This window comes from Enterobacter cloacae complex sp. IR5402 (assembly GCF_049238125.1).
GTDB lineage: Bacteria > Pseudomonadota > Gammaproteobacteria > Enterobacterales > Enterobacteriaceae > Enterobacter > Enterobacter hormaechei_C.
The window spans coordinates 172905-197201 of record NZ_JBMKHO010000001.1 but is presented as its reverse complement, the minus strand read 5'-3'; the positions used below and the strand labels follow the sequence as shown (position 1 = coordinate 197201).

The 24297-nt window shown below is 54.0% G+C and carries 23 protein-coding genes; 10 read left to right on the top strand and 13 right to left on the bottom strand.

Annotation, left to right across the window (positions count from 1 at the left end; translation table 11 throughout):
• Positions 1-78: 78 nt before the first annotated feature.
• A complete protein-coding gene (gene ydcK / locus ACOTXL_RS00975) occupies positions 79-1059 on the top strand; it encodes a YdcK family protein (protein WP_023324634.1) in 981 nt (326 codons plus the stop codon).
• Here ydcK and rimL read toward each other — a convergent pair.
• The 4 genes from rimL to ACOTXL_RS00955 all read right to left on the bottom strand — a co-directional run bounded on the left by rimL (position 1054) and on the right by ACOTXL_RS00955 (position 5538).
• The gene (gene rimL, locus ACOTXL_RS00970; protein WP_023324633.1) at positions 1054-1593 is read right to left on the bottom strand and encodes a 50S ribosomal protein L7/L12-serine acetyltransferase; all 540 of its coding nucleotides are present in this window, start codon (positions 1591-1593) and stop codon (positions 1054-1056) included. The genes ydcK and rimL overlap by 6 nt on opposite strands.
• Before the next feature lie 105 nt (positions 1594-1698).
• Entirely contained in the window at positions 1699-3354 is a 1656-nt protein-coding gene (locus ACOTXL_RS00965) for a glucan biosynthesis protein D (protein WP_032609161.1), read from the bottom strand.
• Between the two features lie 230 nt (positions 3355-3584).
• Positions 3585-4358, bottom strand: coding sequence for an ABC transporter substrate-binding protein (locus tag ACOTXL_RS00960; protein WP_003857237.1), 774 nt, complete (start codon positions 4356-4358; stop codon positions 3585-3587).
• A gap of 10 nt (positions 4359-4368) precedes the next feature.
• On the bottom strand, positions 4369-5538 hold the full coding sequence (locus tag ACOTXL_RS00955) for a pyridoxal phosphate-dependent aminotransferase (RefSeq protein ID WP_023324630.1): 1170 nt from the start codon (positions 5536-5538) through the stop codon (positions 4369-4371).
• Between the two features lie 113 nt (positions 5539-5651).
• Here ACOTXL_RS00955 and ACOTXL_RS00950 point away from each other — a divergent pair, with 113 nt between their 5' ends.
• Entirely contained in the window at positions 5652-6494 is an 843-nt protein-coding gene (locus tag ACOTXL_RS00950) for a LysR family transcriptional regulator (protein ID WP_022651173.1), read from the top strand.
• On the opposite strand, the gene ACOTXL_RS00945 is transcribed toward ACOTXL_RS00950, so the two are convergent.
• Together ACOTXL_RS00945 and hglS are read right to left on the bottom strand one after the other, a co-directional pair.
• A complete protein-coding gene (locus ACOTXL_RS00945; protein ID WP_045349905.1) occupies positions 6481-7986 on the bottom strand; it encodes a carboxylesterase/lipase family protein in 1506 nt (501 codons plus the stop codon). The genes ACOTXL_RS00950 and ACOTXL_RS00945 overlap by 14 nt on opposite strands.
• 42 nt (positions 7987-8028) lie before the next feature.
• Complete coding sequence (hglS, locus tag ACOTXL_RS00940; protein WP_003857245.1) at positions 8029-9372, bottom strand: 2-oxoadipate dioxygenase/decarboxylase HglS; 1344 nt, start codon at positions 9370-9372, stop codon at positions 8029-8031.
• 227 nt (positions 9373-9599) lie between these two features.
• Here hglS and ACOTXL_RS00935 point away from each other — a divergent pair, with 227 nt between their 5' ends.
• Positions 9600-10523 carry a LysR substrate-binding domain-containing protein gene (locus ACOTXL_RS00935; protein ID WP_003857247.1) on the top strand — a complete coding sequence of 308 codons (924 nt, stop codon included), beginning with the start codon at positions 9600-9602 and terminating at the stop codon, positions 10521-10523.
• A gap of 41 nt (positions 10524-10564) precedes the next feature.
• Here the strand turns inward: ACOTXL_RS00935 and ACOTXL_RS00930 are convergent, their stop codons facing one another.
• The 4 genes from ACOTXL_RS00930 to ACOTXL_RS00915 all read right to left on the bottom strand — a co-directional run bounded on the left by ACOTXL_RS00930 (position 10565) and on the right by ACOTXL_RS00915 (position 14847).
• Entirely contained in the window at positions 10565-12256 is a 1692-nt protein-coding gene (locus ACOTXL_RS00930) for a methyl-accepting chemotaxis protein (protein ID WP_023324628.1), read from the bottom strand.
• Positions 12257-12415: 159 nt separating this feature from the next.
• Positions 12416-13534 carry an S-(hydroxymethyl)glutathione dehydrogenase/class III alcohol dehydrogenase gene (locus ACOTXL_RS00925; protein WP_003857251.1) on the bottom strand — a complete coding sequence of 373 codons (1119 nt, stop codon included), beginning with the start codon at positions 13532-13534 and terminating at the stop codon, positions 12416-12418.
• Between the two features lie 32 nt (positions 13535-13566).
• Positions 13567-13842, bottom strand: coding sequence for a metal/formaldehyde-sensitive transcriptional repressor (locus ACOTXL_RS00920; RefSeq protein ID WP_003857256.1), 276 nt, complete (start codon positions 13840-13842; stop codon positions 13567-13569).
• Positions 13843-14058: 216 nt separating this feature from the next.
• Positions 14059-14847 (bottom strand): phosphotransferase family protein, encoded by a 789-nt coding sequence (locus ACOTXL_RS00915; protein ID WP_032609157.1) that lies wholly within the window; start codon positions 14845-14847, stop codon positions 14059-14061.
• Between the two features lie 398 nt (positions 14848-15245).
• Here ACOTXL_RS00915 and ACOTXL_RS00910 point away from each other — a divergent pair, with 398 nt between their 5' ends.
• The 6 genes from ACOTXL_RS00910 to ACOTXL_RS00885 all read left to right on the top strand — a co-directional run bounded on the left by ACOTXL_RS00910 (position 15246) and on the right by ACOTXL_RS00885 (position 18105).
• Entirely contained in the window at positions 15246-15557 is a 312-nt protein-coding gene (locus ACOTXL_RS00910; RefSeq protein ID WP_003857260.1) for a hypothetical protein, read from the top strand.
• A gap of 339 nt (positions 15558-15896) precedes the next feature.
• Positions 15897-16502 carry a hypothetical protein gene (locus ACOTXL_RS00905; protein WP_032609156.1) on the top strand — a complete coding sequence of 202 codons (606 nt, stop codon included), beginning with the start codon at positions 15897-15899 and terminating at the stop codon, positions 16500-16502.
• 184 nt (positions 16503-16686) lie between these two features.
• On the top strand, positions 16687-16959 hold the full coding sequence (locus ACOTXL_RS00900; RefSeq protein ID WP_003857263.1) for a DUF883 family protein: 273 nt from the start codon (positions 16687-16689) through the stop codon (positions 16957-16959).
• A gap of 186 nt (positions 16960-17145) precedes the next feature.
• Positions 17146-17385, top strand: coding sequence for a regulatory protein YcgZ (gene ycgZ, locus ACOTXL_RS00895; RefSeq protein ID WP_045349902.1), 240 nt, complete (start codon positions 17146-17148; stop codon positions 17383-17385).
• 118 nt (positions 17386-17503) lie between these two features.
• On the top strand, positions 17504-17803 hold the full coding sequence (locus tag ACOTXL_RS00890) for a hypothetical protein (protein WP_003857266.1): 300 nt from the start codon (positions 17504-17506) through the stop codon (positions 17801-17803).
• 23 nt (positions 17804-17826) lie between these two features.
• Positions 17827-18105 (top strand): biofilm development regulator YmgB/AriR family protein, encoded by a 279-nt coding sequence (locus ACOTXL_RS00885; protein WP_044596271.1) that lies wholly within the window; start codon positions 17827-17829, stop codon positions 18103-18105.
• 83 nt (positions 18106-18188) lie between these two features.
• On the opposite strand, the gene ACOTXL_RS00880 is transcribed toward ACOTXL_RS00885, so the two are convergent.
• The gene (locus ACOTXL_RS00880; protein WP_045349900.1) at positions 18189-19646 is read right to left on the bottom strand and encodes an EAL domain-containing protein; all 1458 of its coding nucleotides are present in this window, start codon (positions 19644-19646) and stop codon (positions 18189-18191) included.
• Between the two features lie 285 nt (positions 19647-19931).
• Between ACOTXL_RS00880 and ACOTXL_RS00875 the strand changes: the two genes are divergently transcribed.
• Positions 19932-20816: a hypothetical protein gene (locus ACOTXL_RS00875; RefSeq protein ID WP_032610223.1), complete on the top strand. Its 885-nt coding sequence runs from the start codon at positions 19932-19934 to the stop codon at positions 20814-20816.
• A 33-nt stretch (positions 20817-20849) separates the two neighbouring features.
• Here ACOTXL_RS00875 and ACOTXL_RS00870 read toward each other — a convergent pair whose 3' ends face one another.
• The gene (locus ACOTXL_RS00870; RefSeq protein WP_045349898.1) at positions 20850-22025 is read right to left on the bottom strand and encodes an HlyD family type I secretion periplasmic adaptor subunit; all 1176 of its coding nucleotides are present in this window, start codon (positions 22023-22025) and stop codon (positions 20850-20852) included.
• Positions 22022-24187, bottom strand: a complete 2166-nt coding sequence (locus ACOTXL_RS00865; protein ID WP_045336224.1) for a type I secretion system permease/ATPase — start codon at positions 24185-24187, stop codon at positions 22022-22024. Before ACOTXL_RS00865 ends, ACOTXL_RS00870 begins: the two co-directional genes overlap by 4 nt.
• Positions 24188-24297 lie beyond the last annotated feature (110 nt).

Sequence of the window (24297 nt, the reverse complement as noted above, 5' to 3'; positions counted from 1 at the left end):
GTTTCCTGTGCGGACGCCAGCACTTCGAAAAACCAAAACTTTGCTACGTTTATTGAAAGGCTTTTCAGGGATAATACGATGACAAAATATCGGCTCAGCAATGAAACGCGTCTCTGGCGCTGGCAGGACGGATCAACACCGTGCACAACGCCTCTAAGACAAATTATTGCCGTGAAGGATTTTAACGATGTGACCAGCGGGACTAAAGGCGGTTGGGTTGAGGATGAACACGCGCTCGCCCAGGACGGGGATTGCTGGGTTTACGATGAAAACAGCGTGGTGTTTGCCGGGGCCAGGATATCCGGTAACGCCCGCCTCACCCAACCCTGCATCGTAAGCCACCGCGCACACGTTGGCGGCAACGGCTGGCTTGACGCGGCAGAGGTGAGTCACGGCGCGATGATACGTGACAACGTCACCATTCAGCATTCCACCGTACGCGGGGAATGTCGTATCGCGGGTGACGCGCGGGTGCTGCATAACAGCCTGGTGATTGCAGCCAAAGGGCTGACACCCGACCGTCAGCAGATCCTGCAAATTTATGACCGAGCCACGGTCAGCCAGTCGCGTATTGTGCATCAGGCGCAAATCTACGGCGATGCCATGGTGACCTGGGCCTTTGTTGAGCACCGTGCCGAGGTGTTCGAACGCGCCATTCTTGAGGGCAACGCGCTGAATAACGTCTGGGTGTGCGACTGCGCCAAAGTGTACGGCAACGCCCGTTTGCTGGCCGGTCTGGAGGATGATGCCATCCCGACCGTGCGGTACAGTTCACAGGTCGCGGAAAACGCCCTCGTAGAAGGCAACTGCGTCATTAAACACCACGTATTAATAGGCGGCGAGGCGTGGTTACGCGGCGGGCCGATCCTGATTGATGACAAAGTGGTTATTCAGGGGCGGGCGCGTATCAGCGGCGATGTCCTGATCGAGCATCAGGTGGAAATAACGGACGATGCGGTTATCGAGGCGCTGGAGGGTGAAAGCATTCACGTCCGGGGAGCCAAAGTGATCAACGGCGACACGCGGATCACCCGGACGCCGCTGCTGGGGGCGCTATAGCGGGAAGATTCTGGCGTACAGGTTCACGTCATCGTAACGGCCGTTGAGCATTTCCGCTTCCCGCAAACAACCTTCGAGCGTGAAACCGTTGCGCTGCGCCACCCGGTTACTGCTCTGGTTATCCACGCGACACTTGATCACAAAACGGCGGATCTCGCCGCGCTCAACGTAATAGCGCATAAACGTCTGGAGCGCCTGAGAAAGAATACCCTGCCCCTGATGCGCCTCGTCAAGCCAGTATCCAATGTACCCGGTCTTATTCGCAGGCTCGATCGCGTTGAAGGACAGCACGCCCACCAGCTCGTCCTTCATGAAAATCAGGAACATTTTGGCGTAACCGCGCTGGTGCAGCATCTGGTTGCTCTGCACGTTGCGGCGCGTGTCCTCTTCGCTGCCGACATGCTGCGCCCAGTCGAAGGCGGTTTGCAGCCAGGTTTTGTTTTTGATTACGAGGTTGTGCAGATCGGTGGTATAGCGCTCTTCGACGGCGCGAAGCTCGATTTCCTGGTTAACGGGGATGATTTCTGAAGACATAGTGCCTCTTAATTGCCGGGTGGCGCTAACGCTTACCCGGCCTACAAATGCGTCCAGAGCAGGCCGGCTAAGGCGAAGCCGCCACCCGGCACAAACCCATAAGGACTAGCGCATGATCCGGTCGTCAACGTAGTTACGTTTGTCCGGCGCGGGCGGGAAGTACTGGTACAGCCAGGTCTCGCTGATGGCATCGCCCTGACAGCGCAGGAACAGGCGCATATCCACCGGCTCGGTGGAGTCAGAGGTTGGATACCAGTCAAACAGAATGCGATACCCGTCGAATGGCTCGACATAGAGGATCTCTACCTGCTTCGCTTCACCGCTGGACAGGGTGATCACCGGCTCAATGCCCTTCGGTGCGGCGGCCTTCAGATCGCCCCCGACGAAGTCAATGGCAAAGCGACGGGCCCACACTTTCGGGTAATTTTCACCCGGCGCCCAGCCCTCCGGGAAGCCGCCCATACCGGTACGGGTGGCGTAGACGTTTGCCAGCGGGGAACGCACCGGCGGCTGCGCGCTCCAGTAGAGACGGTATTTGAAGTCCAGCTCATCACCCGCCTGCACCGGTTTCTCCGGCTGCCAGAAGCAGACCACGTTATCGAGCGTCTCGCCGGTTGTCGGGATCTCCATCAGGGCAATAGAACCTTTCCCCCAGTTGTTGCGCGGCTCGACCCACAGGCTTGGTCGCTTGTTATACCAGCCCATGACGTCCTGGTAATGGGAGAAGTCACGGTCAAGCTGTAACAAACCAAAGCCTTTCGGGTTTTTATCCAGGTAGGCGTTGAATTGCAGCTTTTGCGGGTTGTTCAGCGGTCGGCAGATCCACTCCCCGTTACCGCGCCACATCGCCAGGCGGTCTGAATCATGGATCTGCGGATGTATGGTGTCGCACATGCGGCGTTCGTTGTTGCCGCAGCTGAACATGCTGGTCATTGGTGCGATGCCGAGCTGCTTGATGTCTTTGCGCGCATAGAGATGGTTTTCGACGTCCATGATCACCTGACTCTTCTCACAGTGGATCACAAACTTATAGGCACCGGTAATGCTCGGGCTGTCCAGCAGCGCATAGACGGTAAAGGTGGTATCACCCGGCTTAACGGTTTCAAACCAGAAGGAGGTGAAATCCGGGAACTCTTCCGGGGTGTCGGTAAAGGTATCTACCGCCAGCCCGCGCGCGGAGAGGCCGTACTGGTAGGTATCATCCACTGCGCGGAAGTAGCTCGCGCCCAGGAACGAAACGATATCGCGTCGCGCCAGTTCCGGCGCTTTAAAGACGCGGAATCCGGCGAAGCCGAGGTCACTCTGCCCTTCAAGCTGTTTGGTATCCACGCCCGTATCGCCATAGCTGAACAGCTCAGGCCGGAAGTGGATCTCACGCGCCTGAGAGGTGGTTTGATCCAGCGAGAACATGCGCACGCGGCGGCGGAATCCCATCCCCATATGGAAGAACTGGGCGTCCAGCTGACGGCCTTCAATGTTATTCCACAGCGACTGCTTCTCATCGTAACGGATGGCGTTGTACGCCTGCGGCGTCATGGTGGCCAGCGTTTCCGGCAGCGGACGCGGCGCACCGCCCCACGGGGTTTTCGCCAGATCGTGCGCCATGGATTGCAGAACAGAGAAGTCAAAGCGACGGCTCTGACCGTCGGCAATGTCGGAGTCAGCAGCATACGCCGCCTGGGAAAACAGAGATGCAAGGCCAGAAGTGCCGCTCAGGGCAGCCATTGCCAGGGAACCTTTGAGAAAACGTCTGCGATTCATGCCTGAGAAAACGTCCTTATGGTCGTGTGAATGAGTTTCGCGCGCAGCGAAATGACGGCAAGAAAGAACGCACAGCCTAAACAAAAACGGTTAAGAATCCAATTGTTGGCGGGTGATTATCTGAACAAACCGAGAAATATTTTCTGTCGACCAGAACGGCCTGAAAAAGGGGTAAAGTTATGTATAAAAATGCCCCGGCTGGACATCGACAGCCGGGACCAACGAGGCGGTTATTTTACGCTGACATCGATACCCGGGAAGTACTTATCAGCCAGTTTAGCGATCGTGCCGTCGGCACGTACTTTATCAATTGCGGCATCAAGCTGCTTTTTGGTGGCCTCATCCCCTTTACGCAGCCCAAAGCCGATCCCACTGCCGAGGATGGTGTCGTCCGACACCGGTTTGCCGATAAAGCCAAACCCTTTACCCTGCGGCTTACTGAGGAAACCTGCCTGCCCGGCCGCTGACATGACCAGCGAGGCATCAATGCGGCCATTCAGCAGATCTCCCCAGGCCATATTCTGATCTTTATAAGACACCACGGTGACACCGTGCTTTTCCCAGTGCTCTTTGGCGTAAGTTTCCTGAATTGAACCCTGGAGAACGCCGATGGTTTTGCCCTTCAGCCCTTCGGGGGTAGCCTCTACCGCAGAACCGGCTTTGCCCACCAGCTGGGAGGGAATGCGATAGATGGGCTGGGTGAAATCAATGCTTTTGCGACGCTGCTCGGTGATGTTCATCGCCGAGTTTATGGCGTCGAACTTTTTCGCCACCAGACCGGGGATCAGCGCATCAAACGAGGTTTCAACCCAGCTGCACTTCAGCGCGGCGGCTTTACAGATGGCATTTCCCAGCTCTACGTCAAACCCTTCCAGCTCCCCTGACGCATTGCGGCTTTCAAACGGTGGATATTCCGCTTCCAGCCCGTATCGCAACTCGGTGGCGGCAAACGACGAGAATGAACACAACAGTCCCATGCCGACAACTAACGCGCGTAATTTCATCTCAAATTCCTTAACGTGGTGTAACCCGACAAAGGGCCTGGGCACCTGCCCGTAACGTCGCCTCATCTTTCGCAAAAGAGAGACGGATTAACTTATTGTCCGTGCCATCGGCATAAAACGCCGACAGCGGAATGGTGGCAACCCCGTACTCGACAATCAGCCTTTTCACCATCTCGCTGTCGCGCTCGTCGCTAAAGCCGCTGTAATCCGCCAGCAGGAAGAACGAACCGGCACTTGGTAGCAGCCTGAACGGTGAGTCGGCGAGCAAACTTTGCAGCAGATCGCGCTTGCGCTGATAAAACGCCGCCAGCGACAGCCAGGTTTGCGGATCGGTCATGTGTTCGGCAAACGCGTACTGCATCGGCGTATCGGCCGAGAACATTAAAAATTGATGGACTTTACATATCTCATCCATCAGTTCCGCGGGTGCCACACAATAACCCACGCGCCAGCCGGTGACGTGATAGGTTTTTCCGAAAGAAGAAATAATCACGCTGCGCTCCGCCAGCTGCGGGTGCGTCGCCATTCCGTGGTGCGGTTCGCCATCAAAAACGACGTGCTCGTACACTTCGTCAGACAAAATGATGATGTCGGTGTGGCGCGTCAGCGCTGCCAGCTGGTGCAGATCGGCGGCTGAAAACACCTGTCCGCTCGGGTTGTGCGGCGTATTGACGATGATCATCCGCGTGCGTGGGGTTATAGCCGCCCGTACTTCATCCCAGTTCACGGCAAAATACGGTACCGTCAGTTTAATGGCAATCGGCGTCGCTCCTTGCAGACGGACAATCGGCGCATAGCTGTCAAAGGAGGGCTCGAAATAGATCACCTCGTCTCCAGGATGAACCAGCCCGCTGATGGCTGAGTAAAGCCCTTCGCTGGCGCTGGCGGTCACCAGCACCTCACTCGCCGGGTCATAGTGTGTGCCATAGAGCGTGGCAATTTTGTCCGCGATGCGCTCTCTGAGCGGTTGCAGACCGGTCATGGAGGCGTACTGGTTATGCCCTGCCTCCATGGCGCGGGTCACGCCGGTGATAAGTTTTGGGTCGCATGAAAAATTCGGCGCACCCTGAGAAAGGTTGATGGCGTTATGCCGGGCTGAAAGCTGGCCGATAACGGTAAAAATGGTGGTTCCTACATCGGGCAATTTGGATCGTGTCTGCACCGGCGTTTTCAAAGTCATCCTCTGTCCCTTCTCGTGGTGAATGCATAACTATTCAAACAACAACTTCATTGCCGGGACAATCGAATTGTTGTCATAATAGCCATGACAAAAATGCATAGCTAAGGTGAGATATGTCGCGTCGTTCATTTCCGCTTAATGCCGTAGAGACGTTCATCGTGACCGCGCGTCACCTGAATCTTACCCATGCCGCGAAGGAGCTTTGTCTGACGCAGGGGGCGGTAAGCCGTAAAATCGCCTCGCTGGAAAGCTGGTTCGGCTTCCCGCTGTTCGAGCGCCATGCCCGCGGCCTGCGTCTCTCCTCACAGGGAAGCGCCCTGCTGCCGGAGCTGCAATCTGCCTTTGAGCACCTGCTGAACGTTGCTGAACAGGCGCGAACGCACCAGACCGTAATCCGTCTGAAAGCGCCTACCTGCGCGATGCGCTGGCTGGTGCCGCGTCTGCTACAGGTGGAGCGCGAACAGCCGGAACTCCAGATTGCGCTGACCACCACCACCGATCACAACGTCAATTTCAAAACCGAATCCTGTGACGCGGCGATTGTGTTTGGGACGCACATGAGCGCCGGCGATCTGCTGTTCGAAGAGGCCTTAACCCCGGTGATGAGCCCGCTACGGGCCGGCTCTGCGCTGGAAGCACTCACCTTCCTTCACCCCACGCGGGACAAAACGGACTGGACGCTGTGGCTGGCGAAACAGCCGGGTCCGCCGCCAGCTATGCTCAAAAATCAACACTTCGAAACCATGGATCTCGCCATTACCGCCGCCATTCAGGGGCTGGGCATCGCCATCGCGGATGAAACGCTGGTGGAGGAGGACGTGCGCGCCGGACGGCTGATGCGCCCGTTTGACACAAGCATAAAGACGGGGGCGAGCTACCGGCTGGTATTACGCGACGCACCCGGCCCTGAAAACGGGCTGGATGCGTTTCGCGCCTGTCTGCTCAGTCGAGGCTGACGTGGTGTTTCATCACCCGTTTGAAGAGGCTCATACGCGCACGCATGAAGCGGTTTTCAAGCCGAAAACCTGCATGTTTATTCACACCAATACGTAACAGCACGTCCCGCCCTTTCCGGCAGGCGGGCCAGCGCGTGGGCCCTGCCAGGCTATCGCGTGCCCCCGCATCCCGGGCGAAGCTCACCCAGTAGTCCGCCACCTGAGCGGCGAAGGCCAGATCGCGTTCATTCACATACTGCCGCGAAGGTTCCACCTGTCCAAGGGTATCGAAGACGTAGGGCACTTCGTTGCCGTGCCAGGCGCCGTTGATGTACGTCGCGTGCTCCGCTTCGGCCACATAATCAAACCAGTATCGCCAGCACAGGCCGCCCGCCCGCTGCTGGGCCTGCATTACCACGTATCCCATGGTGGTGAAGGCCATGTCGCGGCATACCTGCCTGCCAAGTTCCTCATCGCCCTTCACGCCAGGATAAAGCAGCTTTATCAGCCCCAGGCCAAAACGCCGCTCGCGGCGGAGCTTCTGGATCTGCCCGGCCAGATCGACCCCGAATACCGACATCACGCTGGCTTCGTCGCTGTTCGACCCAATCATCACCGGTACAGGATGCTGGCGGGCCGCGAAGAAAACGTCGAGCATGGCCTCAGGCAAAACGCAATCCCCCACGATGGGCGCAGGGGCGATATTCAGCGGCGAGGTCAGCGGCCAGAACGCCTCAGGCGGGATCGCGCGAAGCTGTTCCGCGGTAGCATTGTGCAGGCCGAAATGGGCGGCAATCGCTTCGCCTTTATGCATGGCCTGCTCGCGCGGGGTGTCGGGCAGCGTGTACCCGCTTTGCACAATGGCTTTATGGAACAGTCCTCCCGCAAGCGGGGAAGCCATCAGCGACAGCACGCTGCGCGCACCGGCCGACTCGCCAAATACGGTGATGTTCTCAGGATCGCCGCCGAACGCGGCAATGTTATCGCGCACCCATTCCAGGGCCTGAATCTGATCGAGCAGTGCAAAGTTATGCACCACGCGCTCTTCCTCCCCCTCCAGCGCCGGATGGGCAAAAAAGCCGAGGTGGCCGAGACGGTAATTGATCGTCACCACCACCGTGCCACGCTTCGCCAGCGCCCTGCCGTTATACGGAGGCAGCCCGCCAGCGCCGAGGGTAAATCCTCCGCCGTGCAGCCAGACCATCACCGGAAGCGGAGCGGCGCGAGCCACTGGCGACCAGACGTTAAGATACAGGCAGTCTTCAGAGAACTGGCCGGGGTCGCCGCCGCCCAGCTCCTGACAGCTTTCGCTGCTCTGCCAGCTGGAGGCGGAGAACGCCGTCGCCGGACGCACGCCATCCCAGCGTGCAGGGGGACGCGGGGAGCGCCAGCGCCACGGGCCAACAGGGGGTGCTGCATAGGGAATGCCACACCACACATGGGTATCGCCTTCAGTAAAACCAATCAGTGCGCCCTGGCGCGTTTCAACCACAGGGGCAGAGGGATTTTCCATACCAACCTTCTTTTTCCATCACACCCTTGCAGAGTAACGGTTTCAGAGCAAACCGCAACGCTGTTTGCTGCGCGCTTCCGCCTCCTCGTAAAGCGAAAACTCGTCGTACACCGCACAGCCGAGCGCGGCTTCGAAGGCATTGCGGCTGGCATTGCCGTGGCTGCGCGCCTGCGTTTCATTGCCAAGATTCGACTGGAAGATCCCCGCCGCGCTGACGGGCAGAAAATCCTCGTAGGTGATGGGCTGTGCCACAACCCAGCCGCGTTCGATCAGCGGCTGCGGATCGTCGCCGGGACGAAACGCGTGGCGATGCGCCTCACCTGTCGGGGTCAGACGGTAGCGGAAATAAGCCAGCCCCTGACGGCGCAGGAACATTTCACTGTCCGGGAAGGCGCTGAAGATCTCGCGCAGGTGAAGCTGGTGGGTCAGGTTGTCTTTGCCGGTCCCGGCCTGGTTTAACAGGCTGTCGTACAGCTCGCGCCCTTTCGGCGTAAGCGCCACGCCGCGCTGCTCAATCTCACCGAAACGCGCGGTATGGGTGCCCTTGTGTTCCCCCGCGAACAGCACCGGCTCCTCCAGCGCCTTAAAGCTGGTCTGACGCAGGAGGATCGGCACCTCGCGGCGCGGCGGGCCTTCAATCAGGATTTTCGGCTCGATGCCGTACTTCGGCATTAGCTCCTGCACCCGGTCGATATCCAGCGTACGCGGCGTGAGATGGTTGATGTGGCACCCCGGGAAACAGACCACGTCGGCAATCAGGCGATGTTCGTTGCTCAGCGCCAGATAGGTTTCCTGATCGACCGTCGCATGGCGATGCCAGCGGAAGGTTTCTAAGGCTTCCTGCACAAATTCGCGCGCCTGTGCCTCGGTAAAGTGTCCCTGCGCATCATGCAGGTCGATCAGTTCCAGACAGCGCGGCGTAAAGATGTTGCGCCGGGAGAGGATCTCCGCCGCCCTTTCGCGCAGCGCAACGTTTTCAATCAGCTCCAGGCGCAGCAGCGAGGTAAAAATGCGAAACGGATTACGGCAGAGCGCCGCATCGTCTGTCGGACGAAACGCCGTCGAGTGGACGGGCACGCCCGCCTGGGAGAGATCGTAGTAGCTGACCGGGTACATGCCCATAATGGCGAAGATCCGGCGCAGGGTGGAAAGCTCCTGCGCGGTGCCAACGCGGATCGCACCGTGACGTTCAACATTCAGGCGCGCCAGTTCGTCTGCGTTCGCCAGTTGTTCATGTAAAAGTGGGTTATTTTCCAGAACCGCCAGGTTAACGTCCGCCACCAGTTCCAGCAAGGTGCCGTACTGCGGAACTTCCTGCTGGTACATCGCCGACATAGCCTGCGAAAAGTGTTCCCGAATATCATCAGCCGTGATGGTGTTCGCCATGATGTCATGCCTCCAGTGAATACTACCTGGAGTGTAGAGAAGCCCGTTCCTTTCGTTGGGAAGAATTTACGAATTGTGATCCAGGCAGACGAGTGGTCAAAGCGTGGACATTTTCGAAAAACGGTTGTAACTCAAACAGATCAAATGTTAAAAATATTTTGCTATCAGGTTATCAAATTCAAACATCTTAACTTGTCACCCGCGTCGCTCTGTTTTTAACATCGCCTATGGAAAAAAATGGTCTGTTCAGTCAGCGCATACGCTTGCGCCATTTGCATACATTTGTGGCCGTCGCTCAACAGGGAACGCTGGGGCGAGCGGCTGAAACCCTTAACCTCAGTCAGCCTGCACTCTCCAAAACGCTGAACGAACTGGAACAGCTTACCGGAACCCGCCTGTTCGATCGCGGCCGTCTGGGGGCTCAGCTTACACTCGTGGGCGAACAGTTCCTGACGCATGCCGTTAAAGTTCTCGATGCCCTCAATACCGCCGGTCAGGCGTTAAACCGTAAAGAGGAGCCGGCCAGCGACATCGTGCGCGTGGGCGCGCTGCCAACGGCGGCGCTGGGCATACTGCCTGCGGCGATCGGCCAGTTCCACCGTCAGCAAAAGCACGCCACGCTTCAGGTCGCGACCATGAATAACACCATGCTGCTGGCGGGCCTGAAGTCAGGCGAGCTGGATCTGGGCATTGGGCGGATGTCCGATCCGGAACTGATGAGCGGCCTGAACTACGAGCTGCTGTTCCTGGAATCGCTGAAGCTGGTCGTGCGTCCGAATCATCCTCTGTTGCAGGACACCGTGACCCTGAGCCGTGTGATGGAGTGGCCGGTGGTGGTCTCACCAAAAGGAACCGTTCCGCGTCAGAATGCGGAAGCGTTGCTGCAAATGCAGGGCTGCACGCTGCCTTCCGGGTGTATTGAAACGCTCTCGGCGTCGCTGTCGCGCCAGCTTACGGTGGATTATGACTACGTATGGTTTGTGCCGTCCGGCGCGGTGAAGGACGATCTGCGACGCGGCGTGCTTACGGCGCTGCCGGTAACATCGCCCGGCGCGGGAGAACCGATTGGGATCCTGACGCGGGTAGATGCCCCGCTCTCTGAAGGTGCCCAAACGCTGTTAAGCGCCATTCGTAAATCAATGCCTCTCTGACCATAAACGCAGAACCCGCCGCGAGGGCGGGTCTGTCTTACTCAGAACGTTTCCCAGTTATCACCTGAGACGACCGCCGCCGGGGTTAAAGGCGCGGGTTTCGCTGCGTTTGCAGCGGCTGTAGTCCGTCCTGCGTGCGCCCCGTTGAGACGAAACGCGCCAACGGCTTCCGTCAGACGTGCGCCCTGCTCCTCCAGCGAAGCCGCTGCCGCAGAAGCTTCTTCCACCAGCGAGGCATTCTGCTGCGTCACCTTATCCATCTCGGAAATCGCCTGGCTCACCTGAACGATGCCGCGGCTCTGCTCATCGGACGCCGCTGCAATCTCCAGCATGATATCGGTGACGCGTTTAACCGCCTCGACGATTTCATTCATGGTATTGCCCGCTGCAACCACCTCCCCGGAACCCTGATCGATAAGCGATACCGATTCATTAATCAGGCTTTCAATCTCTTTCGCCGCGTTTGCGCTGCGGCTTGCCAGGGTGCGAACTTCACTCGCCACGACCGCAAAGCCACGTCCCTGTTCACCCGCACGCGCCGCCTCGACCGCCGCGTTGAGCGCCAGAATATTGGTCTGGAACGCGATGCTGTTAATCACGGCGGTAATTTCAGAGATCTTCTTCGAGCTGGTGGAAATATTACCCATGGTTTTCACCACGCCGGAGACCATCTGCCCCCCGCGGCTGGCCTTCCCGGAGGCATCTTCTGCCAGTTTACTTGCATGATGCGCGTTATCGGCGTTCTGTTTCACCGTCGCGGTGAGCTGCTCCATGCTGGCCGCCGTCTGTTCAATCGCCGCCGCCTGCTGCTCAGTACGGGAAGAGAGATCGGTGTTACCCGCGGAGATCTCGCTGGTTCCCCGGTAGATCTCCTCCGCCCCTTGCCGCACGGTGCCTACGGTGGTCACCAGCGCGTGCTGCATCGTTTGCAGATCGCGCGTAAGGCGGCCAATTTCACTGCGCCCGGTCGGTTCGTCCGGCATGGTCAAATCGCCTTTCGCGATATTTTCGATACGCGTAGCGGCTCGCTGGAGCGGGTTTATCACCGTACGGCGCAGCACCACAAAAGTGATCACCGCCAGCGCCAGCGCCAGGCCAAACGCGCCGAACATAAACATCAGCCCCAGCCGGGTGCGGGTGTGAGCCTGCGCCGTCAGCGCGTTGGCGCGTTCGGTGCGGATTTTTATCGCCTTCAGCAGCACCGCGTTATAGGCATCGTCCAGCGGACGCGCGGTCTCATTTTCGTGGTTAATAATGGCTTCAAACATGCCGTTTTTGGCATATTTCAGCATCGGCTGCATACCGGCGATGTAGGCGTCATAGCGGGCTTTCAGATCGCCGTCCAGCGCTTCATCAGCCGGTGTGCGAATAGTGCGCTTCATATAGGCGGCAAATCCATCCTGCGACTGCCTGATGCGGGTCTCAGCCTCAGCGATGTTTTGTTTCATCGCCTCCATCTCCGCGATACGGCTCGCCGCCCCCGCGTGGATCATGTTGATACGGGCGGTGCGTAAATGGTTGGAACTGTTTGACAGCCCGGTGCGCACCTGGATTTCTGCCGTAACATCCTGCTGATCGTTATCGGCCTGGAGCAGGAAATAGCCTGCGAGACCCGAGCTCAATGCAAACAGGAGAATAATGCCACCGAGAATGGAGGAAAACAGCGGAACCAGCCGGATGTGATGCAAGAAACTCAGCTTATGCTGCGCCTGCATCGATGTTGTGTTGTCCATGACCGTCGACTCTCTTATAGGTAAGATGCGTAAAAACACGCCTGTAAAAGAGTCATCGGCACGGCGTAGAATTAGATTACGGTTAAAAGCGCCAGACAGGTCACACTTTAGAAAAGATCAGGGAAGAAATGCCAGCGGAAAAAACCGCTGGCAGAATAATCAGTTGTCGCCGAAATGGATAACGGTACGAATAGATTTTCCTTCGTGCATCAGATCGAAGGCTTCGTTGATCTGCTCCAGCGGCAGGCGGTGCGTAATGAACGGGTCGAGCTGAATTTTACCGACCATCGCATCTTCAACCATGCCCGGCAGCTGGGTACGGCCTTTCACGCCGCCAAATGCCGACCCGCGCCATACGCGCCCTGTCACCAGCTGGAAGGGACGGGTTTTGATCTCCTGACCCGCGCCGGCCACACCGATAATGATGCTCTCGCCCCAGCCTTTGTGGCAGCACTCAAGCGCTGAGCGCATCACATCGACGTTGCCGATACATTCGAAGCTGAAGTCCACGCCGCCGTCGGTCAGCTCAACGATCACCTCCTGAACCGGTTTGTCGTAGTCTTTCGGGTTGATGAAATCGGTCGCGCCCATCTCACCTGCGAGCTTAAATTTTTCCGGGTTGGTATCCACAGCAATGATGCGGCCAGCTTTCGCCTGTACCGCGCCCTGGATGACTGCCAGACCGATCCCGCCGAGGCCGAACACCGCCACGGTGTCACCCTCTTTCACTTTCGCCGTGTTATGCACCGCGCCGATACCGGTGGTGACACCGCAGCCGAGCAGACAGACTTTATCCAGCGGGGCCTGCGGATTCACTTTCGCCAGTGAGATCTCGGCGCACACCGTGTATTCGCTGAAGGTGCTGGTCCCCATGTAGTGATAAATGGGCTCGCCGTTATAGGAGAAACGGGTGGTGCCGTCCGGCATAAGACCTTTACCCTGCGTGGCGCGCACGGCCTGGCAGAGGTTAGTTTTGCCGGATTTGCAGAACTTACACTCACCGCACTCTGCGGTGTAGAGCGGGATCACATGGTCGCCGGGCTTAAGGCTGGTGACGCCTTCACCCACTTCCACCACCACACCGCCCCCTTCGTGGCCGAGCACCGCCGGGAATACGCCTTCCGGATCGTCACCAGACAGGGTAAACGCATCGGTATGGCAAACGCCGGTATGGGTAATTTTGATCAGCACTTCGCCTTTCTTAGGCGGAGCAACATCAATTTCAACGATTTTCAGCGGCTGGCCTGGGCCGAACGCGACAGCTGCGCGAGATTTCATGATGTCTTTCCCTTGTTGTGAGGTGTGTGGATTTATTTTAGATAAGAGCGCAGTAAATGGCCGACTTCCGCCATCCGCACAGCCCGCTGATCCGGGGTGGTCTCCCCCGTCACCAGCTCATCTTTGAGGTGAATTTCAACCATTTCCCCCATCAGGCCATTGGCAGCGCCGCGCACGGCGGCGATTTGCTGCAAAATGGCGAGACAGGGATCGCCCGATTCCAGGGCGCGTTCAAGGGCATCAACCTGGCCCCGAATGCGGCGGACGCGGGTCAGAATACGTTTTTTATCTTCGGGTGAATGCGGCATACGCCCTCCTGATACTATAGGGGGGTATTGTATCTGTTAATACGATTTTATGTAAACACGAAGTTTATTGTGGGTTTTAAGTAGAACCGTAGGTAATGTGAAAAATCAGCGAGTTAATATTAGTGACTCGCTGATATATCAGAAGTGGGCAATCAGGTGCGTCAGGAGCGAAAAGTAGGTATTGCTATAAAAAGCAGAATTTTTAGAATTCATGCTTCATAACATTTTTTCCACGTTGTCTAACCAGTCGGGAAGATGTTCTCTGTACCAGTTGAGATACAAGGGAAATGCACTCTTTTGCCGCATATGAAGCAGGACAATCACTTCCGTGACAATCCAGGCTTTGACAATAGCAATTTCTCTGGCCAGCTCCCTGATATTTTGATGGGAGGATAGCTGGCAATAGCGTCCTGCAAGGTCTATAAATTCTTGTTTTGTCCCCATTCCCCTTATGAGGGGAGCCAGGTCAATAGCAGGACTCCCTTTGCCAAACCTTTCCCAGTCAAAAAGAACTAAATTACCGCTTTCTCTTCTTCCCCAGTTGCCTGCATTGCTGTCGCCTGAAACCAGGCTTTGGCAGGCGAATAACGCATTACTATTCTGCTGAAATCGTCGAAGCTGCCGGGCATTTTTTTCAGGTAATGCCAAAAGCATGAGAGCGTTTTCAAGCGCTGTTTCTGTCCACGTATACGTATGATAGAGCCATTCAGAATTTGCAGGATAGCGATGCAGGCGCCCCAGCATAGCTATGGCATAATCGTTTGCCACAGCGGTCTGATCAACCTTATAAGGAATATACTCCAGTCTTAACTTGCGTAAGGTGGCATCAGCAGACAAAAGCGTTGGCGTAGCAATCCCTGCCTGATTAAGCTCTGTTGCCGCGTAGAGATAAAAGGCCCACTCAACATCGCTGACAGGCCACTTTTCTATAACTATCTGATTGCAATCACTGGTATTCAGCACCACTTTGGCAGTGCCCATTTTGGATAAATCCATTGCAGCCATGCACTGTCCCTTAAAAATTAACGTGTTGGTTGTTCTTGTTATTGAGTGTAATGCAAGTGTGCTACAGATGAAGTCATACATCATCATTCTTTCTTAAAAATCCTACTTTAAAAGACTTGTGCAATCACACTAACCCCCACTAAAGAACGTAGGTATCATAAGAATACGAAAAAGAATAGACTAATGCTGTTGGATATATTTATCTTTGATAACATTTAGCCTGTAGTAAACAAAATAAGTCGGGTGCAGCATGTTCGGACAGAAAACATTGCTGAAACTGGTCCTGATCCGGTTTATCCAAAAGAATTTTTATACACTCTGATAAATATTACTATCACAATTGGGTTTTACATATTGAATTCGGATCACAACGCTTCATCATTAAGGAATGACTAAGTATGAAAAGAATTGTTCTCGCCTCTTTGGTTTTATCTTTTTCGTTATCAGCTATCGCTAATCAATTAAGCATTGATGACCAAATTAATAATGCTTGTGCTAAGGCCTTAAGCGGTGATAAAGAACCTTTGGGTAACTTCCCACCAGATAGTTTTGCTGCAACAGTCAGTCCGAAAGTTAAAGAAGCTTACAACGAAGTTTTAAAATCTCGTTCTTCTATTGTAAACGACCTGAGTTTACAGAATGCAACCAGTTGCGCCAACCTGGTTAGAGATAAACTGAAATCAAAAGGTGAGTACAAAGAAGAAAAATAATTCCCAGGGTGGAGAAACAGCATTTTTGTGGAACTGAACGCTTTCTCAATCAGAGTATGTTCTTAAGAAAACATCGACAAGATAGTTCCGCAGCTGTGTTTTCCACCTCTCGCTGGTCCCTCAATACCCTGACATCCCGTTGCCTGATGGCACCCTCCGCAATGACATCGCCCCGCCTAAACAGCACAGACGTTGTTGACGATATTTACGCTTTCGTCTCGTCGTGACCAACCCTATTTAGCTCGAAATGTTAAAAATCCGCACCTATATGGCACAATGTGGACAGAAATAACATTCTCGTCACCTAACATACTCGCTACAAACAAAATGGTGGTGTTAATGATTGTACTAAAGAGCTTTTTATTCTTCGTTGGCGCAGCGGCCGCTTGCGCACTTATTGTACTTTGTCTTTGGGTAGATATGCGGTTTGTCGGCCATGATATTCCGGAATTATCACTGACCGAAATTATGCAGGAAACGGTATTAGCGACTATTGTCTTTCTCCATTTTCGTCTGGCGAAAATGTACGAATCCATGCGTTACTGTAATATTCTGGTGGGCGGATTTTTCCTGACAATGCTAATTCGTGAACTGGACGCGCTTTTTGATCTCATTTCTCATGGGAGTTGGGTGTGGTTCGCGCTGATTGCCGCTCTGCTGGCGTTAATTCGCCCCGTTATGCATTTTCGCGCTACCCTGGAACAGCTGGCAAAATATACCCAATCCCCCTGGTACGGTATTCTGTTGAGCGGCCTGCTGGCTGTACTGGTCTTCTCCCGCCTCTTTGGGATGCAGGTGCTGTGGCACGCCATCCTGGAGCATGGCTATATGCGTGTCGTGAAAAACGCCGTGGAGGAAGGTTCGGAATCGTTCGGCTATATGCTGTGCCTGGCTGCATCCCTTGGCTATTACGTTACCTTTCCCGCTCACGCACGACAAAAATAATCTCCTGGTGCTGCGTAGAGAGACGGCAAGGGAAATTTTTATCAACGACATCCTTAGGACGTTAGGGTGGCCATGTAAGAAAGACATATCCTAAAAAGGGGCAATCAGGCGTCGATTTCAGCGAAATCTCGCTCACGCCTGAAATCAGCGTCTATCCTTAGACTATCAACAATAGGAGGCTGGAATGTCTGATTTCGACACTGATAAAAATGCACAATACGCTGGCGATAAAGCCAAAAACAAACTTGATGAATTATCCGGCTCTGCGCAGCAGCAGTTTGGTGAATTCGTTGACTCCCCTAAACACCAGGTGAAAGGTGCAGCGAAAAAATATGCTGCCCAGGCCAGTGATGCCGTTTCGGATGTTACTGAAGCCGTCAGAAATAACCCGTTAACGGGCTTAATCGCTGCGGGTGCGGTAGGTATCGTTCTGGGACTTCTGCTGGGACGTAAATAATTTCAGGCCCTCCGGGGCCTTTTCTTTTCCCCCTCTTTCCTTCTCTCCCCCCTAATTTTGATAGTTCTCCTGTTAAAAGCCCGATCCATACGAAAAAGTTGTACAATTTTGATGTACAGATTTGACCATATAGTATAAATTCGATGCCAGTGATGTTACAAAATTGTTTGTTAACGGTGGAAAATTATGCGTCGCAACCATGCTCCCTCTACAGCAGAAAGCGCTATCACCTTGTATTTTAACAAGGATAACGTCCCAACACAGCAGGAAACCCTTGGTGCCATCGTCAGTGAGATCATCCAAGAAAATGTACAACTGAGCAGAATGACAATTTGTACAAAGCTGTTGCGCAGAATTGAAGAATCAACGTCTGACGTTGAGAAAGCGCACTACAACGGTTTGATAGCCCTCTTCTTCGAGCGTTAACCTGAACACTGTTTTTTAACTTACTAAGTTAGTCATGCTGAGTGAGAATAGAGCTCCTGAATGCGATGACTAACCCCATGCTACAGCCTGCCGCGTGTAGCAGAGTGAGATTGAAGCTATGCATAGAACTAAATTTGAACGACTTAAGGATGACCTTATCGGTGAGGCCGTATTATCCATACTGAAAGAGAACGGACCTATTACCTTTGTGTCTCTTGCTAATCGCCTGCGGGCGATGGCTAACGTTGAATCAAATGATGAACGTAAAAATGCATTGATTGCCGCTGAAGATGAAGTGCGCCAGCGTGTAACCGGCGTCTCGCACGACCGGGGAAGAGTGATGGGCAATTATGACATGGGTCGCATGCGATCTCTCTTTACTCACAACACGCTTCTGACCCCAGACAAGAAACACTAATTTTAACCGAAACGGTGACCACCATGAGTAAAGCGATTATGCAGCAGACGTATAATTTTGAAGCCTTGCACGATAAAGGACTGGCGGAACATTTTCTTAATGCAGGAAAACATCTCAGTGGTGAGGTTGAAGTGTTGGGCTCGGCAATACGCTGTATTATGCTGACCGGTGACAATCTCTCTAATAAAGAGATTATCCTGCAACTGATTCACGCCCTCGAAATTACCGAGGAGCCCGAAGCCTGCGATGTCATTCGAAATACGCTTGAAATTGTTGTCGGTTTTACGCGCGATGATATCTGATAACAGATTATTGCGCTGGTGAGTGACTGTTTTTGCTGGTGGTAGAAAAGTTTCTCTGTCGTACCACCAGCATAGTGAACCCATTAACTAAATAGCCGTACCATTCGATCAAGCTCTTCTTCTTTAACCGCCCGGGAAAGATAATATCCCTGGAAGCGTTTAACCCCTAACGCGACAAGTTTTTCAAATTTTTCTTCGCTATCGACGCCTTCCGCAACGCATTCCCTTCCCGTCATGTCGCTGTATATCTGTATCGCTTTAATAATGCTATAGTCATTGTCGTTAGCAACAAAGTGCTCAACTATATCGCGGTCAAGCTTCAATCCATCAACATTAATCTGTCGGATGGGTAACATAGCATAATCTCTGGAAAAGCAATCATCCAGAAACAGCCGACACCCCTCGGCGCGTAAACGCTGAAGAGTGACAGGAATATTTGGATCCTTTGTCACATCAATCGCTTCAGCTAATTCAAAGACAATTTTCCCGGCCCACTGCGGCTTCAGTAACATCTCAACGGCTTTTTTCGCCATTCCCGGCAGCGCGTTCCCGGTAGCCAGTGGAGGCGGAATATTAACCGAAAAATAATATTTTCCATTGTATCTGTTGATACCTGACACGGCCGCGTGGATGACTAACGCCGTCAGCTTGAGCCATATTTCGCCATTTTTCACCCCACCCAGAAATTGGGCAGCCTTCAGAACCTGACCTTTTTTATGCCAGCGCAGCAGAATTTCAAAGCCTACTCCTTTTTTATCGCCATCAGTAATAATTTGATAAGCCGCAAAGATTTCCCGCTTATGTAACGCCTGCAAAATATCAATTTCCGCATCCGAAAATCCCTGCGGATTATTTTTCACTGCACAGACTTCATCTCTGAAAACACGTGCATCGCTAAACCACACTCTAATAAGATATAATTTACCCAACCCCACTTTTCGATGGGTATAAATGGTTTTATCTGACAACCCTAACCTCGCAGACTGCTCTTTTATCGAAATACCCCGATAAAAATTCAGCAATACGGTTAATTCGCGCTTTGTTAAGCCATTCAGACTTTCTTTACCTTCTTTCTCGGGTCCATCACGCAATATGCGTGATGAATCGGTATGCACGTCATAAATGTTGTCTGCACAGTCCATTACGTCTGAAATATTCGCTATCCTGATCATCGATAACGATTTGGTATTATTAACGAGACTACACAACGTGGCATAAAGCCATCTCTCTGGTATTGCGCCATACAGCGTCACGCTACAAATAACCGGCAGCGCATTCAGCACCGATACCAACTGCTTCAGGCTTTCAAGAAAGGCAGCGACGTCGCGACCAAGAAAAACAGCAACTTCAGGTGGTTGATTTTGCATCATTTTCTGAACATCACCTGAGCAAACTTCATCCTCTTCAAAATGGAGCCGCGTGGCGTTTACGCCACGTGACTTCAGAAGCAGGCTATACCCCTCGAAGGTGAAACCGCAGGCTGAAATAACAAACCGTTGCTTGTAGCACGTACCTTGTATAGAAGGTAAATTTTGAGACATAACCTGCTCCTGAGAATGAAAATAGTATTCCCATCTGTAATTAAAGCCAATACTCTTTGTCGCATTGAATAATTTTACCGCACCCTGTTTGGTTAATAAACCGTTATCAATGTTATGCACAGGAACATTTTTGCGTTAATCAACCGACTCATCCATATGCAGCATAAATATTACTTTCTTTTCATATAACGACAGTAAATATGCATTTCTCGAGGTATAATGAAAATTCCGAAAAAGAAGACCGGACACTTCATCTTATCGGCCCAGACAAAAAGAGAAAATGCTATGGATAATCACATCTCATCCAGGGCTTTGCTACATCGAAGGGATGTCATTAAAAACAACCCGCGATTTGGTGAAGCTATAACAGAACACTACAGAATTAATGATGTCATTTATAAAAAACAACCCTTGTTCTACAAAACGATGCTTCAGGAATCACGCTTCAACATAATATTGTCCATGTGTTGTTTTGTTTTTGGCAATCAGGCTGAGTCAGTTTCAGAGATTAAGGCGCTATGCACCCGTTACAATATCGCCAGCCCTAACAGTGTTATCGCGATCATTACCATACTTAAAACTACCGGGCGAATAAAGACCTGGCGCTGTAGTGAAGATCGCCGAAAAACAAAAATTGCGCCGACGGAAAAAGGACTCGATGAGCTTAAACGCTATATGTCCGGGGCGTTTACGCCTGTCAGCATTCTTTATCCGGCATTCAACATTAATGTTAACCTTCTCGACAATGACATTCTGAGGCACAACTTTTTCCGGCGCGCCGCAGAGTACCTTTTCCGCGGATTAACATTCAGGAAAGTGCTTCCGGAGGTGGGTTTATTTATTGATAAGGATGGTGGACGAATGATTATGCTCTATCTCTATTTGCAGGCCATTAAAAACAAAACAGCACACGGTGCCATAATAGCGTATTCAGCCAGCACGCTGGCAAAAGAATTTTTCGTCTCGCGTATTCACGTCAACCGCATTATCAAATCGGCGCAGGAGGCAGGTTATCTTAAAGATCGCGGCGATGGCCGGATGTCAATTTATCCGGCCTTTATCGAGCTTGTCGAAAATTATGCCGGATTATATTTTGCGTATGTCACACATTACATCAATGTGGTACCAAAAGAACGACGCCATGCTGTCAACATGACGCCTACACTCTGATCTGACGGGCGTTCGGTTTGCTGAACGCCTTTTTTACCGCTCGCGCAGCGCCTCTTTTGCCTTATTCAACGGTTTCAGCAGATAATCAATGACGGATTTACTGCCGGTTTTGATATCAACTGTGGCTATCATGCCCGGGAACACCGGGAACGCCTTGCCCTGCCTGTTGGTCAGATGGTTACTGTCTGTACGAATATAAACGCGATAATAATAAACATCCCGTTTCACCTCGTCCTGAAGGGTATCCGGGGAAATCATCGTCACCTCCCCTTCCAGCCCGCCGTAGATCGAGTAATCATAGGCGGTGATTTTCACCAGCGCTTTTTGCCCGGGATGGATAAACGCGACATCGCGCGGCGAGATTTTCGCTTCTATCACCATCTGGTCATCAAGCGGTACCAGGCTCATCAGTTTGCCGTTCGGCGGGATCACCCCGCCCACCGTCGTCACGTCAATATCCTTCACGATGCCACGCACCGGCGCATTAAACGTTAAGCGGGTGAGTGAATCTTCGCGTCCTTTCATGACCGAACGCTGCGCCTCTATTTCTGCGTTCGCTTTCGCCAGTTCTTCGCGGGCGCGAACGTAGTACTGGTTTTTCATCTCGGTGATTTTGCTCTCCAGCTCATTTTTTTGGCGTTCAAGGCGTAAGACTTCGACCTTACTGGCCGCCCCCTGCGTCACCAGCGGGCGCGTTAATGCCAGTTCACGCTGCACGAGATCCGCTCCCTGGCGTAAACCCGCCAGCCCTTTTTCAAGGCTTTCGCGACGTGACTGATAAAGCGCCGTTTCCTGTTTGACCAGCTCAACGTCGTCATCCAGCTCTGCCGGGAATGTCAGCCCGGTGTCGTTCACCTCAGCATTCAGACGCGCGGCCGTCGCCATTGCAGCGTTTAATCGAGACTCGCTCTCCAGCACGCTGGACTCGGTTTTCGTCCGGTCCAGTTGGGCAAGCTGTTGACCACGCTCGACGATGTCGCCTTCGCGCACCATCAGACTGTGAATAATCCCCCCTTCCAGGGACTGGATCACCTGCTCGTGGGAGGACGGGATCACCTTGCCACTGCCCGTCGTGACCTCATCCAGCTGGAACAGGCTGGCCCAGGTAATAAACACCACCAGCAGGGCAAACAGCGACCATGCCACCAGCGACGAACGCGGCAGGCGGGGCTCCTTCAGTCGGCTATAAAAGCGGGAGAAATCATTCATGCCACGCCCTCCGTTTTCAGTTTAACCGTACGCTGCGGCGCCTGCTGCGGGGCCATTCCGTGCTGGCGTAAAATGGCATCACGAGGGCCATCCATCACCACTTTGCCGTTTTCCAGGACGATGATGCGGTCAACCAGGTCCAGAATCGGCAGGCGATGCGTCGCCACCACCAGCGTCCGGCGCTTACCGAGCCACTGGTGCAGATGCTGGATAAACTGCTTCTCGCTGACCTCATCCAGCCAGGCGGTGGGTTCATCCAGCAGCAGAATATTCGGCGAGGTGATCAGCGCGCGCGCCAGCAGCAGCGCCTGACGTTGCCCGCCGGAAAGCCCCGTTCCGCCCTCGTTGATGATGGTGTTTAGCCCCATTTTCTGCTTGCGCACAAACTCCAGCGCGCCGCTGTTGACCAGCGCCTGATGGATTTCCTCGTCTGTCGCCAGCGGATTACCCATCAGGATGTTGTCGCGTACGGAGCCGAAGAACAGCCGCGCCTGCTGGCTGAGCAACTGCATATCGCGGCGCACGTCGGCCGGGTCAAGATGATTGAGAGCAATATCGTCCAGCAAAATGCTGCCCTGCTGCGGCTCCTGCATTCCCGCGAGGAGGTGCAGCAAGGTGCTTTTCCCCGAACCATTCCGCCCGAGCACCGCCACGCGCTCCCCGGCGCGAATGCGCAGTTTGCTGATATTCAGCACGGTGAGCTTCTCTTCTTCGTCGTAATAAAACCCCACGTCGTCCAGCAGATAATCACCGCGCAGGTGGGCTTTATGCACCTTCTTTCCGTGCTGGGGATCGTCAATCGGGCGCTGCATCAGGTCATCCAGTCCCTTGCGGGCCACCTTTGCTGACTGCCAGCGGGAAAGCACGCCAGAAATTTGCGACAGCGGCGCAATGGTCCGGGACGCCAGAATCGAGGTGCCCACCAGCGCACCGGTGGTCATGTCACCGCTGATGACCAGGTAACACCCCACCAGCAGCACCACGGCGTAGACGATAGATTGCACCTCCTGGGTCCAGGTTAGCAGCAGCCCCGTCAGCCAGCGCTGCTTCATGCCGACGCTGGCGGCAACGTCATTGGTGTTATTCCACTGGTTCTGGAACCGCTGCTCAGCGCGCATCAGCTTGATGTCCTCAAGCCCCTGCACCGCTTCCACCAGCGTGGCGTTGCGAATCGCCGATTCACGCATCCCTTCGCTGGAGAGTTTCCCCAGCGGGCGCTGCACCAGCAGGCCAGGAATAAGCAACAGCGGCACGGCGAGCAGGACCACCAGCACCAGCGGACCACCAATCATCCACAGAATGAAGACGAACAGCAGGAAGAACGGCAGATCGGAGATAGCGGCAATGGTGGTGGAGGTGATCAGCTCCCGCACCGACTCCAGCTCGCGGATCTGCGCGATAAACGATCCGGTTGATTTCGAGCGTGCGCCGTTTTTAATCCGCAGCGCGTGGGCAAAGACGCGTTCAGAGATGCGCAGATCGGCGCGCTTCCCCACCACGTCAGAAATGTGCACGCGCAGCATGCGCATGATGAATTCGAACACGATGGCAATCATCACGCCGCCAAACAGCACCCACAGCGTGGCTTCTGACTGCGACGGTACCACCCTGTCGTAGACCTGCATGGAGAAGACCATGCCGGAAAGCGCCAGCACGTTGGCGACCAGCGCCACCAGCATAATATCGCTGTAACGACGCCAGTCTTTCAGCGCCAGCTGCCAGAACCAGTTTTTCTCATAGGGTTTGATGTAATCATCCACGCGCGCATCCGGCGTGGACTCCAGGGGACGCAGCACCATCAGCCCCTTTAACCGCGAACCGAGCTCGTCCCTCGTCAGCGTTGTCTCCAGGCCGCCGTCGCCGCTAAACTGCACGCTGACGTTCCCATCGTTGTCCATACGGTTGATGACCGCAATTTGCCCGCCGGTAAACTCCGCCAGCAGCGGTAAACGCCACGGATCGAGCGATAGGGCTTCCGCCGCCACCCAACGCATCCCCAGCCCAAGCTGGCGCGCCATCTCCTCCAGCACCAGCTGGCGTGGCGACTGGCTTTCATGGTTAATCGTGACCCGAACATGCTCCGCCGAAAAATCCAGCCGATAATATTTCGCGATGATGAGCATGCCCTGCAACCAGGGTTCGTACTGTGGATGTGTCTTCATAATGCTACGTCCTGTTCAGGGCGATGATTTCGCACTGAAATGATACCTTTCCGGGATGATTAGAAATCGAACACTGTCTAAACGAGCCCGCAAAATAATCTTGTGAAATA